Below are 14,492 nucleotides of genomic sequence, written 5' to 3'. Positions count from 1 at the left end.
GGAGGGCGGCGCCCCCGTCAGCCCACCACCGTCCAGGTGTCCCTGCCGGTGAGCAGCTGGGACAGGTCCCCCTTGCCCTGCTGCTCCACGGCCTTCTCCAACTGCTCGGCCATCAGCGTGTCGTACACCGGCCGCTCCACGGACCGGAACACTCCGATGGGCGTCTGGTGCAGCGTGTCCGGGTCGGCGAGCCGGGACAGGGCGAAGGCGGTGGTCGGCGACGCGGAGTGGGCGTCGTGGACGAGTACCCGGCCCTCGTTCTCGGGCGTGACCGTGACGACCCTGAGGTCGCCGGTGGCCGGGTCGCGGACGACGCCCTTGTCGAGCGCGGCGCCGAAGCGGATCGGCTGCCCGTGCTCCAGGCGGATGACGGCCTCCTTGGCCTGCTCGTTGTCCTTGAGGACCTCGAAGGCGCCGTCGTTGAAGATGTTGCAGTTCTGGTAGATCTCGACGAGTGCCGTGCCGTTGTGCGCGGAGGCCTGTCGGAGCACCTCGGTGAGGTGCTTGCGGTCGGAGTCGACCGTCCGGGCCACGAAGCTCGCCTCGGCGCCGAGTGCCAGCGACACCGGGTTGAAGGGGGCGTCGAGCGAGCCCATCGGGGTCGACTTGGTGATCTTGCCGACCTCGGAGGTGGGGCTGTACTGGCCCTTGGTCAGCCCGTAGATCCGGTTGTTGAAGAGCAGGATCTTCAGGTTGACGTTGCGGCGCAGGGCGTGGATGAGGTGGTTGCCGCCGATGGACAGCGCGTCGCCGTCGCCCGTGACGACCCAGACGGACAGGTCGCGGCGTGAGGTGGCGAGACCGGTGGCGATGGCCGGGGCGCGCCCGTGGATGGAGTGCATCCCGTAGGTGTTCATGTAGTACGGGAAGCGGGAGGAGCAGCCGATGCCCGAGACGAAGACGATGTTCTCCTTCGCCAGTCCGAGTTCGGGCATGAATCCCTGCACGGCGGCGAGGACCGCGTAGTCACCGCAGCCGGGACACCAGCGGACCTCCTGGTCCGACTTGAAGTCCTTCATGGACTGCGCGGCCTCGGCCTTGGGCACCAGGTGCAGCAGGGGCTCAGCCATCGATGGCCTCCTTGAGAACGGCGGCGAGCTGCTCGGCCTTGAAGGGCATTCCGTTGACCTGGGTGTGGCTGCGGGCGTCGACGAGGTACTTCGCCCGGACGAGGGTGGCGAGCTGGCCCAGGTTCATCTCGGGCACCACGACCTTCTCGTAGCGCGCGAGGACCTCGCCGAGGTTCTTCGGGAAGGGGTTGAGGTGGCGCAGATGGGCCTGGGCGATGGGGAGGCCGGCCGCCCGCAGCCGGCGTACGGCGGCGGTGATCGGTCCGTACGTGGAGCCCCAGCCGAGCACGAGGGTCCTCGCGCCGTCCGGGTCGTCGGCCTCGACGTCGGGCACCTCGATGCCGTCGATCTTGGCCTGCCGGGTGCGGACCATGAAGTCGTGGTTGGCCGGGTCGTAGGAGATGTTGCCGCTGCCGTCCTGCTTCTCGATGCCGCCGATGCGGTGTTCGAGGCCGGGAGTGCCGGGCAGGGCCCAGGGCCGGGCGAGGGTCTCGGGGTCGCGCTTGTACGGCCAGAAGACCTCGGTGCCGTCGGCCAGGGTGTGGTTCGGGCCGGTGGCGAACGTCGTGGTGAGGTCGGGCAGTTCGTCGACGTCCGGGATCCGCCAGGGCTCGGAGCCGTTGGCGAGGTAGCCGTCGGACAGCAGCAGGACCGGGGTGCGGTAGGTGAGCGCGATCCGGGCCGCGTCGAGCGCCGCGTCGAAGCAGTCGGCGGGCGTGCGCGGGGCGACGATCGGCACGGGGGCCTCGCCGTTGCGCCCGTACATCGCCTGCAGCAGGTCGGCCTGCTCGGTCTTGGTGGGCAGCCCGGTGGACGGGCCGCCGCGCTGGATGTCCACGACGAGCAGCGGCAGTTCGAGGGAGACGGCGAGGCCGATGGTCTCGGACTTGAGCGCCACGCCCGGGCCGGAGGTCGTCGTCACGGCGAGCGAGCCGCCGAAGGCGGCGCCCAGCGCGGCGCCGATGCCGGCGATCTCGTCCTCGGCCTGGAAGGTGCGCACGCCGAAGTTCTTGTGCTTGCTCAGCTCGTGCAGGATGTCCGAGGCCGGGGTGATCGGGTACGAGCCGAGGTAGAGCGGCAGGTCCGCCTGGCGGGAGGCGGCGACCAGGCCGTACGAGAGGGCCAGGTTCCCGGAGATGTTGCGGTACGTGCCGGGCGGGAAGGCCCGGGTCGCCGGGGCGACCTCGTAGGAGACGGCGAAGTCCTCGGTGGTCTCGCCGAAGTTCCAGCCGGCCCGGAACGCGGCCACGTTCGCCTCGGCGATCTGCGGCTTCTTCGCGAACTTCTGGCGCAGGAAGGTCTCGGTGCCCTCAGTGGGCCGGTGGTACATCCAGGACAGCAGTCCGAGCGCGAACATGTTCTTGCTCCGCTCGGCCTCCTTGCGGGACAGGCCGAAGTCCTTCAGGGCCTCGACCGTGAGCGTCGTCAGCGGCACCGGATGCACGTGGTACCCGGCGAGCGAGCCGTCCTCCAGGGGGGAGGTCGCGTAGCCGACCTTGGCCATGGCGCGCTTGGCGAACTCGTCCGTGTTGACGATGATCTCGCCGCCACGCGGCACGTCCCCGATGTTCGCCTTCAGCGCGGCCGGGTTCATCGCGACCAGCACGTTCGGAGCGTCGCCCGGGGTCAGGATGTCGTGGTCGGCGAAGTGGAGCTGGAACGAGGACACGCCCGGCAGGGTGCCGGCGGGCGCCCGGATCTCCGCCGGGAAGTTCGGCAGCGTCGACAGGTCGTTCCCGAAGGACGCCGTCTCCGACGTGAAGCGGTCACCCGTGAGCTGCATGCCGTCACCGGAGTCGCCCGCGAAGCGGATGATCACCCGGTCGAGCCGGCGGACTTCCTTCGCGGAGCCGTCGTCGGCCGTCGCCGGGGCACTGCGCTGCTCCCCGACCAGGGCCTCACCGGCCTCGCTGCTGACCTGGCTGGTCACTGAACTGGACCTCCCTCGCGGCAAGGGTCTCTCCGACGAGGCTGTCACCTGCGGAGAAGGCTCGGGAGACGACCGGCGTACCGGCCGTCCCGTGGCCCACCCTACGTCCGTGAGGGGGGCCGTCCCGGGACTTCTCGCATCGTGGACCCCGTTTTGAGACGCCCAAGACGCCCTTTTATTGTCAATTGTCGCTCTCTGAGAACCCCCGAGTCCAACCGGGGGTGACGCACCGTTCATTGTCGGTCACGGAGCGGGTTTTCCGCCTCGCTCCGTGCCTCACGTCGGCCGAAACCTATCTGACAGGGTGTCAGCTCATCAGGAATTGAGGTAGGTGAGCACCGCGAGGACGCGGCGGTGATCCCCGTCACTGGGCGACAGGCCCAGCTTCAGGAAGATGTTGCTGATGTGCTTCTCCACGGCGCCGTCGCTCACCACGAGCTGCTTCGCGATGGCCGAATTCGTGCGTCCCTCGGCCATCAGCCCCAGGACCTCGCGCTCGCGCGGGGTCAGCCCCGCGAGCACGTCCTGCTTGCGGCTGCGGCCCAGCAGCTGCGCCACCACCTCCGGATCGAGCGCCGTACCGCCGCGGGCCACCCGCACGACCGCGTCCACGAACTCCCGGACCTCGGCGACCCGGTCCTTCAGGAGGTAGCCGACGCCCGTGCTGGACCCGGCCAGCAGCTCCGTGGCGTACTGCTCCTCCACGTACTGCGACAGCACCAGCACCCCGATCCCGGGATGCTCCTTGCGCAGCCGCACCGCGGCCCGGACCCCTTCGTCGGTGTGCGTCGGAGGCATCCGTACGTCCGCCACGACCACGTCCGGCAGGGCGCCCTCGCCCGCGAGGTCGGCCACGGTCTTCACCAGCGCCTCACCGTCGCCGACCCCGGCGACCACCTCGTGCCCGAGGTCGGTGAGCAGACGGGTCAGACCCTCGCGCAGCAGCACCGAGTCCTCGGCGATGACCACTCGCACTCCCCCTGGGGCCGCGCCCCCGGGAGCCCCCCTGTCCGTCCCCAAGTCCGTCACGTTCCTGCCTCTCTGATCGCGCTGAGCGATCCCCAGCATCGCAGCAGAAAGGACGCCGTGGGCGGCAGAGGGGTTCAACTGGGCCAGAGGTCCCGGTCGGTGTCGGTCGGAGGATGTACGGCGGGCGCCCCGGGGTCACGCCCGCCGGGGCGGCTCCCCGCCGGGGCGGTGCCCGGGGTCACGCCCGCCAGGGCAGCTCCGCCGTGACCGTCGTCGGACCCCCGGACGGGGAGTCGACCGCGAGGACGCCGTCGACGGCGTCGAGACGGTCCGCCAGACCCGCGAGGCCGCGCCCGGCCGCCGGGTCCGCGCCGCCGACGCCGTCGTCGCGGACCTGGAGCATCAGGCGGTCGTCCGTCCGCCACACGTCCACCCAGGCCCGGCGGGCCCTCGCGTGCTTGGAGACGTTCTGGAGCAGCTCGGAGACCGTGAAGTACGCGATGCCCTCGATGGCCGCCGCCGGCCGGGCCGGCAGGTCCACGACCACCGAGACCGGCACCGTGCAGCGGGCGGAGACCGCCGACAGGGCGGCGTCCAGGCCGCGGTCGGTCAGGACGGCCGGGTGGATGCCGCGGGCCAGGTCGCGCAGCTCCTGGAGGGCGAGCTTCACCTCGCCGTGCGCCTCGTCCACCATGGTCGCCGCGGCCTGGGGATCCGTCGCCAGCCGGTCCTTCGCCAGGCCCAGGTCCATCGCGAGGGCCACGAGCCGCGCCTGCGCGCCGTCGTGGAGGTCGCGCTCGATGCGCCGCAGGTCGGCGGCGGCCGTGTCCACGACCACGCCCCGGTCCGACTCCAGCTCCGTCACGCGCGAGGCCAGCCGGGACGGCCCCAGCAGCCCCGACACCATCAGCCGGTCGACCGCGACCAGGCCGCGCAGGACCCACGGACCGACGAGGACGAAGACCAGGCCCACCGCCGACGTGAACGCGATCTCGAACGTCGAGTCGAGGTAGAGGCTGTGGGTGTCGTCGCCGTACAGCTGGAGCCCGGCCTGGCCGGCGTACATCGGGAAGACCCACTGCCACAGCGGATACGTGAACAGGCCCCAGCCCCACCCCCACAGCGCGACGGCCACGGAGAAGGAGAAGACCGCCCACGGCATGTGCAGCAGGGCGTACAGCAGGTGCCGCCAGGACGCCCCGCTCTTCAGCGTCGCCCCCATCCACGACAGCGCACCGCCGGTCCGCCCCCGGGCCGGCAGCGGAGCCCGCACGTCCAGTCCGAGCATCCCGCGCGCCCGGGCCCGCTCCACCGCGCCGAACCCCCGGCACAGCGCGAGCGCGCCGGCCAGCACCGGGATGCCGAGGAAGGTGACGAGCAGACCGGCACCGGCCGACACCAGGGCGACGGCGAAGCAGAAGTACACGACGCTCAGCGGCAGACCGGTCAGGACGTAGCCGAGCTCGCGCCAGGTGCGCCCTTCGAGCGGCGCGCGGACGGCGGCGGGGAGGCGGTGGGAGGCCATCGGGGGTCCGTTTCTCAGGCGGTGGTGGTCGCTTCCACCCTCCCGGTCGGGGAGGGGGCGGGACCATGAGGCGAGTGGGCGTCTGCGGAGGGGGGATTTCCCTACCGACGGCGAGGGGAGGGCCCCTGCCGGGCTCCGGCACGGCGTCACCGGCCGGACGGCACAGGTCGCTCCCGGCCGGACGGCTCGGGGCGCTCCCGGTCCGGATGTCGCAGGTCGCTCCCGGTCCGGATGTCGCCAGCCGCTCCCCGCGTCCCCGGCCGGGCGCCGGGGCGCGTCCCCGGCCGGGCGCCGGGGCGGGTGCCCGGTCAGGGCCGGGCGGGCCGGGCGGTGTCATGGGCGCGGTCGCGCCAGGGCAGTTCCGCCGTGACCACGGTCGGCCCGCCCTCGGGCGAGTCCACGACGAAGACGCCGTCGACCGCCCCGAGCCGTTCGGCGAGGCCCGCCATGCCCGTACCACCGCCGTCCACGCGGGCGCCGCCCACCCCGTCGTCCCCGACCCGGAGCATGAGGCGGTCCTCCGACCGCCACACCTCCACCGAGGCGGCACGGGCGCGGGAGTGCTTGGAGACGTTCTGGAGCAGCTCCGAGACGGTGAAGTACGCGATGCCCTCGATGGCCTCGGCGGGCCGCTCGGCCAGGTCGACCGAGACCTTCACGGGCACGGTGCAGCGGGCCGCGACCGAGGAGAGCGCGGCGTCGAGGCCGCGGTCGGTCAGGACGGCCGGGTGGATGCCCCGGGCCAGGTCGCGCAGCTCCTGGAGGGCGAGCTTCACCTCGCCGTGCGCCTCGCCGACCATGGCCGCCGCGGCCTCGGGGTCCTCGAGCAGCTTCTCCTTCGCGAGCCCGAGCCCCATGGCGAGCGCGACCAGCCGCGCCTGGGCGCCGTCGTGCAGGTCGCGTTCGATACGCCGCAGGTCGGCGGCCGCGGTGTCCACGACCACGCCCCGGTCCGACTCCAGCTCGGCGATCCGCCGCTCCAGCTCGTCGGAGGGCGAGAGCAGCCCGCGCACCATGGCCCGGTCGGCGTTGCCGAGCCCGCGGGCGATGAACGGCAGCACCGGCCAGAGCACGATCAGCGACACCAGCGTCAGGGCGAAGGCCAGGACGCCCCACGGCAGCCGGACGAACCCGTACAGCTGGCTGCGCCACGCCACCGGGTCCTTCAGCTGCGCCCACAGCCAGGCGAAGAACCCGTCGCGACGCGGCAGCCGGCTCGGCTCGTCCACCCGCACCCCGAGCAGCCTCCGGGCCCGTGCCCGCTCCGCCCGCCCCATGCCGCGCGCCCCGGCGAGCCCGAGGGCCAGCAGCGGGAGGCCGATGACGGTGACGGCCAGGCCGACGCCGAGCGCGACGGTCACGACGGCATAGACGAAACCGGCGAGCGCGCACGGCAGATCGGCCAGGAGGTGGGCGACCTCTTTCCAGGTGTGCCGGCCGTAGGCGAGGCGTGCGGGCGGCGGCGGGGTGTCGGTGTGGTCGCTCATGAGCGCAAGCCTGCCGGGCGGGGCCCCTGACACGCCATGGGGGAGGTGGGTGAGACGCAGGGGGGATATCCCCACCGGGCGGCGCTCCTCACCTCACCCGCGACTGCTTACACCCCCTTTAACAGGGCCTAGACTCGCGTGCGTAAGCGACGTGAAAGATGAGACACCGAGACCGAGGGGCGGACGTGCGGGAACCGACCGTTGTCGCGGCGGACCAAGCGGCGGGTCACGCGGCGGACTATTTCCAGACGTATTCCGTCGTCGGACTGCTCGCCGTCCTCGGCGTGCTCTTCGTGGCGGTCGCGTTCGGCGCGGCCAGACTGCTGCGGCCCGTCGTACCGACCCCGGAGAAGCTCCTCACCTACGAGTGCGGTGTCGACCCGGTGGGGGAGGGCTGGGCCCACACACAGGTCCGCTACTACGTGTACGCCTTCCTCTACGTGATCTTCGCCGTCGACTCGATCTTCCTCTTCCCCTGGGCGACGGTCTTCGCCGCGCCCGGCTTCGGGGCGACGACGCTGGTCGAGATGTTCGTCTTCCTCGGCTTCCTCGCCGTGGGACTGCTCTACGCGTACAAGAAGGGCGTTCTGGCATGGACGTAACACCCCTGCCGGCCCCGAAGCTGGGCCCGCTCGCCCGCCTGGCCCCCGAGCCGATGAAGGTGGTCCTGAACTGGGGCCGCCGCTACAGCCTGTGGGTCTTCAACTTCGGCCTCGCCTGCTGCGCGATCGAGTTCATCGCCGCGTCGATGGCCCGCCACGACTTCATCCGGCTCGGCGTGATCCCCTTCGCGCCCGGCCCGCGCCAGGCCGACCTGATGATCGTCTCCGGCACGGTGACCGACAAGATGGCGCCGGCCGTGAAGCGCCTCTACGAGCAGATGCCCGAGCCGAAGTACGTCATCTCCTTCGGCGCCTGCTCGAACTGCGGCGGCCCGTACTGGGACTCGTACTCGGTGACGAAGGGCGTGGACCAGATCATCCCGGTCGACGTCTACGTGCCGGGCTGCCCGCCGCGCCCGGAAGCCCTGCTCCAGGGCATCCTCAAGCTCCAGGAGAAGATCGCCGCGGAGAGCCTCGGCGAGCGGTACGGCGCGGGCGACCCGTCCGTGGCGCAGCTGACCAGCGGTCTCGTCGAGCCCCCGAAGCCGGCGGGGGGCGAGGTCCGGTGAACGAGTACGACACGAACGCCTACGACGCGCTGCCGGACTCCGTCACGGAGGTCTTCGGCGAGGAGGCGACGGCGGAGCGGGCCTACGACCTGCTGACCGTCGACGTCCCGTCCGCCTCGTGGATCGCCGCGCTGGAGATCGCCCGGGACAAGCTCGGGCTGACGTACTTCGACTGGCTGAGCGCGGTCGACGAGCCGGGCACGGGCTTCCGCGTGTGCGCGCACGTGGCGTCGGTGGACCGGGGCAACGTGCGCCGTCTCCTGCTCCGCACCACCGTCCCGCACGCGGCCGCGACCCTGCCCACGGCGGTGGAGGTGTACGCGGGCGCCGCGTGGCACGAGCGCGAGACGTACGAGATGTTCGGCGTGACCTTCACGGACCACCCGCACCTGGTGCACCTGCTCCTCCCGGAGAACTTCGAGGGCCACCCGCTGCGCAAGGACTTCGTCCTCGCCGCCCGCGTGGCCAAGGCGTGGCCGGGCGCGAAGGAGCCGGGGGAGTCGCACGACCCCAACGCCCCGAAGCGCCGCCAGATGCTCCCGCCGGGCGTCCCCGACCCGAACGAATGGGGCCCTCTGAAGGGCCGGCTCCCTGCCGCCCCCGCCCGTCCCGCCCGAGCCGCCGCCGGCGACCGCCCGGTCCGCCGCGCCCGCACGGCGGCCGAGGGCTCGGCCGGCCAGACGGACCCGTCGGCGCCGGTGCGGCGGGCGCGTACGGCGGGGGAGGGCTCGGCGAGTCAGGCCTCGGCGGACCCGTCGGCGCCGGTGCGGCGGGCGCGTACGGCGGGGGAGGGTTCGGCGAGTCAGGCGTCGGCGGACCCGTCGGCTCCCGTGCGCCGCGCCCGTACGGCGAGCGCGGGCTCGGCGAGCCAGCGCGCGGAGTCTCCGGCGGAGCCGGGCGCCGCCGAGGCTCCCACGTCTCCGGCCACCGGCCCCGAACCCACGGGCGGGCCCGCACCCGCGGCCGGTCCGCGTCGCAGCCGCAGCGCGAGCGCGGGTTCAGCGAGCCAGCGCGCGGAGTCTCCGGCGGAGCCGGGCGCCGCCGAGGCTTCCACGTCTCCGGCTACCGCTCCCGAACCCACGGGCGGGCCCGCACCCGCGGCCGGTCCGCGTCGCAGCCGCAGCGCGAGCGCGGGCTCGGCGAGCCAGCGCGAGGGCGCCGCCGACGCGGCGGCGCCGCAGACGCCCGCCGCCCCACCCCGCACGCGCAGCTCGGACGCCCCCTGGCACCACGCCCGCCCGGCCTTCGACGAGGAGCCCACGGCGCCGAAGGCTCCTCCGGCCGAGGCGGCAGAGGCCGCGGAAGCCCCGGCCGCGGAAGCCCCGACCGCGGAAGCCTCGGGCGCGGAAGCCCCGACCGCGGGAGCCTCGGGCGCGGAAGCCCCGACCGTGGGAGCCTCGGGCCCGGAAGCCTCGACCGCGGGATCCCCGGCCTCCGAGTCCCCGGCCCCGGCAGCCTCGGGCCCGGAAGCCCCGACCGAGGGTTCCCCGGCCTCCGAGTCCCCGGCCCCGGAAGCCTCGACCTCCGAATCCCCGGCTTCCGGCTCCCCGGCCTCCGAGGCCGAGGGCGCCCGCTCGGACTCATCGGCCACGCCGGACGCGTCGGCGACGCCGGACTCCTCGGCCACGCCGGACACCTCGGCGACGCCGCACGCGCCGCCCGCCGAGGGCGACGCCGACTCCGCGGCCGAGCCCCCGCCCGCCGAGTGCGAAGCCGACGCCGAGGCCGGCGCGCCCCCCGCCGAGGGCGAAGGACCCCCCGCCGAATCCGCCCGGTCCACCGACCCGACCGACCCGACCGACCCCGCCGGAGGCGATCCCGCGTGAACGACGTACTCGACGTCGCCCTCCGGCTGATCGTCGTCTTCGTGTGCTTCCTCGTGCTCCCGCTCGTCGTCGGGCAGACCGAGCACAAGGTCATGGCCCACATGCAGGGCCGGCTCGGGCCCATGTACGCCGGTGGGTTCCACGGGTGGGCGCAGCTCGTCGCGGACGGGGTGAAGTTCGTACAGAAGGAGGACGTCGTACCGAAGGACGCCGACCGGCGGGTGTTCCAGCTCGCGCCGGCCGTCGCGCTCCTGCCGTACCTCCTCGTCCTCCTCGCGATCCCCATCGGCCCCGGTGAGGGCGCCGTCGGGCAGGTCGTCGACGCCGGCGTGTTCTTCGTGCTCGCCGTGATGGGCGTCGGCGTGCTCGGCTCGCTCATGGCGGGCTGGGCGTCCGCCAACAAGTTCTCGCTGCTCGGCGCGCTCCGTACCGCCGCCCAGCTCCTCGCGTACGAGCTGCCCATGCTGCTCGCCGCCGCGTCCGTCGCGATGGCGGCCGGGACCGTCTCGATCCCCGGCATCCTGGACGCCTTCGCGTGGTGGTGGGTGCCCTGGCAGATCGTCGGCGCGCTCGTCTTCTTCGTCGCCGGGCTCGCCGAGCTCCAGCGGCCCCCGTTCGACATGCCCGTCGCCGACTCGGAGATCATCTTCGGCGCGTACACCGAGTACACCGGTCTCCGCTTCGCGCTGTTCCTGCTCGCCGAGTACGCCGGCATCGTCGTCCTCTGCGGCCTCACCACCGTCCTCTTCCTCGGCGGCTGGCACGGCCCCTTCGGCGCCGACGGGCTCGGCTGGGTCTGGACCCTGCTCAAGGTCGCCGTCCTCGCCTTCGTCGTGATCTGGCTCCGGGTGAGCTACCCGCGGCTGCGCGAGGACCAGCTGCAGAAGCTGGCCTGGACGACCCTCGTCCCGCTCGCCCTCGCGCAGATCGCGCTCACCGGCATCGTGAAGGTGGCGATCCAGTAATGGCTCCTCTTCTCCCGCCCTCCCGACCCGGCATCCCCGGCTCCGGCCTCGCCAAGGGCCTCGCCGTCACCCTCCGCACGATGACCCGCAAGAGCGTCACCGCGCAGTACCCGGAGGCCCAGCCCGAGCTGCCGCCCCGCACCCGCGGGGTCATCGGGCTGTTCGAGGAGAACTGCACGGTCTGCATGCTGTGCGCCCGCGAGTGCCCCGACTGGTGCATCTACATCGACTCCCACAAGGAGACGGTCCCGCCGGCCGCCCCCGGCGGCCGCGAGCGCAGCCGGAACGTCCTCGACCGCTTCGCGATCGACTTCTCGCTCTGCATGTACTGCGGCATCTGCATCGAGGTGTGCCCCTTCGACGCCCTCTTCTGGTCGCCGGAGTTCGAGTACGCCGAGACGGACATCCACGAGCTCACCCACGAGCGCGACAAGCTCCGCGAGTGGATGTGGACCGTCCCGGAGCCGCCCGCGCTCGACCCGCGCGCGGAGGAGCCGAAGGAGTTCGCCGCAGCCCGCAAGGCGGCCGAGAAGGCCGCCGCCCAGGAGCATGCCGCCCAGGAGACCGCCACCGGGGAAGGGGGCTCGCAGCAGTGATCCTCGCCGCTCAGCTCGCCGCCGCGGACGGCCACGGCTTCCTCTCGCCCACCGGCGTCGAGATCGCCTTCCTCCTGGTCGGCCTCGCCACCCTCGGCGCCGCCCTCGTCAGCGTCACCACCAGGCAGCTCGTGCACGCCGCCCTCTGGCTGGTGGTCGCGCTCGGCGGGCTCGCCGTCGAGTACCTCCTCCTCACCGCCGAGTTCATCGCCTGGGTCCAGGTGCTGATCTACGTCGGCTCGGTGGTCGTCCTCCTCCTCTTCGGCCTCATGCTGACCAGGGCCCCGATCGGCCGGTCCCCGGACTCCGACTCGGGCAACCGGCCGGTCGCCGTCGCCGTGGCGCTGGTCGCCGCGGCGGCCCTGGTCTGGGTGGTCGTGGACGCGTTCCGTACGACCTGGATCGACCTCGACGGGCCCGCCCAGGGCTCCACCGAGGTGTCCGGCGAGATCCTCTTCCGGCACTGGGTGCTGCCCTTCGAGGCGCTGTCGGTGCTGCTGCTCGCCGCCCTGGTCGGGGCGATCGTCCTGTCCCGCAAGAAGGCCCCCGAGGACGCGGAGGAAACGCGCTGATGCACCTCGCCTACCCCGCCGTCCTCGCCGCGCTCCTCTTCTCCGTCGGCCTGTACGGCGTCCTCGCCCGCCGCAACGCGATCCTGGTCCTGATGTCCGTCGAGCTCATGCTCAACGCCGTCAACCTCAACCTGGTCGCCTTCGACGTCTGGCTCCGCGACACCCTGCACGCCGGCCAGGCACTCACCCTCTTCACCATCGCCATCGCCGCCGCGGAGATCGGCATCGGTCTCGCGATCGTCCTGATGGTCTACCGCAACCGCGGCAGCTCGGACGTCGACCGCCTCCGTGACACCAAGGAAGCGCCCGCCGCGGACGAGACGCCCGCGGACGGGCCGTCCGCCGACGAGAAGGCCGAGGCCACCGCGTGACCACGACGACCCTGGCCGTCCTCGTCCCCCTCCTCCCCTTCCTCGGCTCCGCCGCCGGTCTGCTCCTCGGCCGGACCGCGCCGGGCTTCGTGCGCCCGCTCGCGGTGCTGCCCACACTCGCCGCCGCCGTCCTGGCCGCGGTCGTGGCCTCCCGGCAGGGCGGCGGGAAGGCGATCGACGCCTCCACCCAGCTCACCCCGACCGGCTCGGTCCCGATCGACCTGGCCCTGCACATCGACGGCTTCGCCGCCCTCGTCGCGGTCCTGGTCGGCGTGGTCGCCACCTGCGTGCAGGTCTACTCGACCGGCTACCTGCGTCACGACCCGCGCTACCCCTCGTACGCTGCGCTGGTCTCCCTCTTCACCGCCGCGATGCTGCTGGTCGTCTACTCCGGCGACCTGATGGTGCTCCTGGTCGGCTGGGAGATCATGGGCATCTGCTCGTACTTCCTGGTCGGGCACTACTGGGAGACCCCCGAGGCCCGCTCGGCCTCCCTCAAGGCCTTCCTCGTCACCAAGCTCGGTGACGTGCCCTTCCTGATCGGCCTCTTCGCACTGGCCACCGACGCGGGCACCTTCCGCATCACCGGCGTCCTCGGCGCCGTCGCGAGCGGCGGCCTCGACCACCCCACCCTGGTGGCGCTGCTGCTGCTCGCCGGTGTGGCCGGCAAGTCCGCGCAGTTCCCGCTGCACACCTGGCTCCCGGACGCGATGGCCGGCCCCACCCCGGTCTCCGCGCTCATCCACGCCGCGACGATGGTCGCCGCCGGCATCTACTTCGTGGCCCGGCTGCTGCCCGTCTTCGCCGCCTCCGCCGCCGCCCTGACGGTGCTCGCCGTGATGGCCGGCGTCACCATGGTCGGCTCGGGACTCGCCGCCCTCGCCCAGGACGACATCAAGCGGGTCCTCGCCTACTCGACGATCGGCCAGCTCGGCTACATGGCCGGTGCCCTCGCCGTCGGCGACCGCGGGGCCGCCGTCTTCCACCTCATGTCGCACGGCGCCTTCAAGGCGCTGCTGTTCCTCGCCGCCGGCGCGGTCATCCACGCCGCCGGCACCAACTCGCTCTCGGCCATGTCCCGCATGAGCGGACTGACCAGGCGCGTCCCGGACGCCTACTGGACGATGACCGTCGGCCTGCTCGCGCTCGCCGCGATCCCGCCCTTCGCCGGCTTCTTCTCCAAGGAGGCCGTCCTCGTCGCCGCCGAGCACACCGCGACCGGCGAGCGGACCCTGGCCCCCGCCGGGGCCGGCTGGATCGTGCTCGTCGCCGGACTGCTCACGGCGCTGCTCACCGCCGCGTACGCGATGCGCCTGTGGCTGCTCGCCTTCCGCGGCCGCGGCGCCGAGGCACCCGACCACGGACGCCAGCCGATCGCCATGACCACGGTCCTGTGGGTGCTCGCGATCCCGTCGCTCGGCTTCGGTCTGAGCGCCGCCTACCTCGACGACTGGTTCGACGGGCACCCGCTGACCCCGACCCTCACCACGGCCGTCCTCGGTACGGGCCTCGCCGTCGTCGGCGCCGTCGTCACCTACGCGGTCCGCCGCTCGCTCACCGCGAGGCTCGCCGCCCCGGCACCCCTCCCGGCCGTCGCCGGGGCCGTCACCGGGACGGCCCCGCACGTCGCCCACCCCGACGCCGAGGCCGGGCAGGTCGAGGCCGAGGCGCTGGACCTGCCGCACCCCGGGGCGGACCCGGCCGACCCTGGCCGCGCCCTGCTGGGCCCGCTGCACCGCCCCGCGGCCGCCGGCTTCCACCTCGACGCCGTCTACCGCGCCGCCTTCGTCCGGCCCGTGCTCGCCGCCGCCTCCCTGGTCCGGTTCCTGGACCGCGAGGTCGTCGACACCTACGTACGCGGCGCAGGCGACAGCGCCAAGGGCCTCGGCTGGCTCGTCCGCCGCGCCCAGACCGGCAACGTGCAGACCTATCTCAGCGCGCTGCTCGCCGGCTCCGTCGTCCTGGCGATCGTCGCCGTCGTCCTCGCCAACGCCGCCGCCGGAGCGTGAC

General features: G+C 73.2%; 13 protein-coding genes. 8 read left to right on the top strand and 5 right to left on the bottom strand.

The features are described from left to right. Window positions 1-17 precede the first annotated feature (17 nt). The 5 genes from ACIRQF_RS21235 to ACIRQF_RS21215 all read right to left on the bottom strand — a co-directional run bounded on the left by ACIRQF_RS21235 (window position 18) and on the right by ACIRQF_RS21215 (window position 6,981). Window positions 18-1,070 (bottom strand): 2-oxoacid:ferredoxin oxidoreductase subunit beta, encoded by a 1,053-nt coding sequence (locus ACIRQF_RS21235; RefSeq protein WP_404094015.1) that lies wholly within the window; start codon window positions 1,068-1,070, stop codon window positions 18-20. After that, window positions 1,063-3,000 carry a 2-oxoacid:acceptor oxidoreductase subunit alpha gene (locus ACIRQF_RS21230; RefSeq protein WP_404094012.1) on the bottom strand — a complete coding sequence of 646 codons (1,938 nt, stop codon included), beginning with the start codon at window positions 2,998-3,000 and terminating at the stop codon, window positions 1,063-1,065. Before ACIRQF_RS21230 ends, ACIRQF_RS21235 begins: the two co-directional genes overlap by 8 nt. Before the next feature lie 315 nt (window positions 3,001-3,315). After that, a complete protein-coding gene (locus ACIRQF_RS21225) occupies window positions 3,316-3,975 on the bottom strand; it encodes a LuxR C-terminal-related transcriptional regulator (protein ID WP_376635277.1) in 660 nt (219 codons plus the stop codon). 232 nt (window positions 3,976-4,207) lie between these two features. Further along, complete coding sequence (locus tag ACIRQF_RS21220; protein WP_382478620.1) at window positions 4,208-5,494, bottom strand: sensor histidine kinase; 1,287 nt, start codon at window positions 5,492-5,494, stop codon at window positions 4,208-4,210. Between the two features lie 308 nt (window positions 5,495-5,802). Further along, window positions 5,803-6,981, bottom strand: coding sequence for a sensor histidine kinase (locus ACIRQF_RS21215; RefSeq protein ID WP_404094007.1), 1,179 nt, complete (start codon window positions 6,979-6,981; stop codon window positions 5,803-5,805). A 158-nt stretch (window positions 6,982-7,139) separates the two neighbouring features. On the opposite strand from ACIRQF_RS21215, the gene ACIRQF_RS21210 reads away from it, so the two are divergent. The 8 genes from ACIRQF_RS21210 to ACIRQF_RS21175 are packed head-to-tail and all read left to right on the top strand — an operon-like array spanning window position 7,140 to window position 14,491. Beyond that, window positions 7,140-7,583: an NADH-quinone oxidoreductase subunit A gene (locus ACIRQF_RS21210; RefSeq protein WP_376635283.1), complete on the top strand. Its 444-nt coding sequence runs from the start codon at window positions 7,140-7,142 to the stop codon at window positions 7,581-7,583. Further along, complete coding sequence (locus ACIRQF_RS21205) at window positions 7,574-8,152, top strand: NADH-quinone oxidoreductase subunit B (protein ID WP_376635284.1); 579 nt, start codon at window positions 7,574-7,576, stop codon at window positions 8,150-8,152. Before ACIRQF_RS21210 ends, ACIRQF_RS21205 begins: the two co-directional genes overlap by 10 nt. Beyond that, window positions 8,149-9,978, top strand: a complete 1,830-nt coding sequence (locus tag ACIRQF_RS21200) for an NADH-quinone oxidoreductase subunit C (RefSeq protein ID WP_404094003.1) — start codon at window positions 8,149-8,151, stop codon at window positions 9,976-9,978. Before ACIRQF_RS21205 ends, ACIRQF_RS21200 begins: the two co-directional genes overlap by 4 nt. Next, window positions 9,975-10,943, top strand: a complete 969-nt coding sequence (locus tag ACIRQF_RS21195) for an NADH-quinone oxidoreductase subunit H (RefSeq protein WP_382478613.1) — start codon at window positions 9,975-9,977, stop codon at window positions 10,941-10,943. The genes ACIRQF_RS21200 and ACIRQF_RS21195 overlap by 4 nt, the downstream gene beginning before the upstream one ends. Continuing rightward, window positions 10,943-11,539, top strand: coding sequence for a NuoI/complex I 23 kDa subunit family protein (locus ACIRQF_RS21190; protein WP_382478611.1), 597 nt, complete (start codon window positions 10,943-10,945; stop codon window positions 11,537-11,539). The genes ACIRQF_RS21195 and ACIRQF_RS21190 overlap by 1 nt, the downstream gene beginning before the upstream one ends. After that, complete coding sequence (locus ACIRQF_RS21185) at window positions 11,539-12,111, top strand: NADH-quinone oxidoreductase subunit J (protein ID WP_404094545.1); 573 nt, start codon at window positions 11,539-11,541, stop codon at window positions 12,109-12,111. The genes ACIRQF_RS21190 and ACIRQF_RS21185 overlap by 1 nt, the downstream gene beginning before the upstream one ends. Continuing rightward, window positions 12,111-12,482 carry an NADH-quinone oxidoreductase subunit NuoK gene (gene nuoK / locus ACIRQF_RS21180; protein WP_382478608.1) on the top strand — a complete coding sequence of 124 codons (372 nt, stop codon included), beginning with the start codon at window positions 12,111-12,113 and terminating at the stop codon, window positions 12,480-12,482. Before ACIRQF_RS21185 ends, nuoK begins: the two co-directional genes overlap by 1 nt. Next, complete coding sequence (locus ACIRQF_RS21175; protein ID WP_404093998.1) at window positions 12,479-14,491, top strand: NADH-quinone oxidoreductase subunit L; 2,013 nt, start codon at window positions 12,479-12,481, stop codon at window positions 14,489-14,491. The genes nuoK and ACIRQF_RS21175 overlap by 4 nt, the downstream gene beginning before the upstream one ends. Window position 14,492: the final 1 nt, after the last annotated feature.

Origin of the sequence: Streptomyces sp. NPDC101191, from assembly GCF_044767915.1 — a bacterium.
GTDB lineage: Bacteria > Actinomycetota > Actinomycetes > Streptomycetales > Streptomycetaceae > Streptomyces.
This window is presented reverse-complemented; position numbering and strand designations above follow the sequence as displayed.

What these genes read in the sequence shown, in the direction of transcription:
- ACIRQF_RS21210 (WP_376635283.1), top strand. Translation starts at nt 7,140, where the DNA reads ATGAGACACCGAGACCGAGGGGCGGACGTGCGGGAACCGACCGTTGTC.
- ACIRQF_RS21190 (WP_382478611.1), top strand. Translation starts at nt 10,943, where the DNA reads ATGGCTCCTCTTCTCCCGCCCTCCCGACCCGGCATCCCCGGCTCCGGC.
- ACIRQF_RS21235 (WP_404094015.1), bottom strand. Translation starts at nt 1,070, where the DNA reads ATGGCTGAGCCCCTGCTGCACCTGGTGCCCAAGGCCGAGGCCGCGCAG.
- ACIRQF_RS21205 (WP_376635284.1), top strand. Translation starts at nt 7,574, where the DNA reads ATGGACGTAACACCCCTGCCGGCCCCGAAGCTGGGCCCGCTCGCCCGC.
- ACIRQF_RS21220 (WP_382478620.1), bottom strand. Translation starts at nt 5,494, where the DNA reads ATGGCCTCCCACCGCCTCCCCGCCGCCGTCCGCGCGCCGCTCGAAGGG.
- ACIRQF_RS21215 (WP_404094007.1), bottom strand. Translation starts at nt 6,981, where the DNA reads ATGAGCGACCACACCGACACCCCGCCGCCGCCCGCACGCCTCGCCTAC.
- nuoK (WP_382478608.1), top strand. Translation starts at nt 12,111, where the DNA reads ATGCACCTCGCCTACCCCGCCGTCCTCGCCGCGCTCCTCTTCTCCGTC.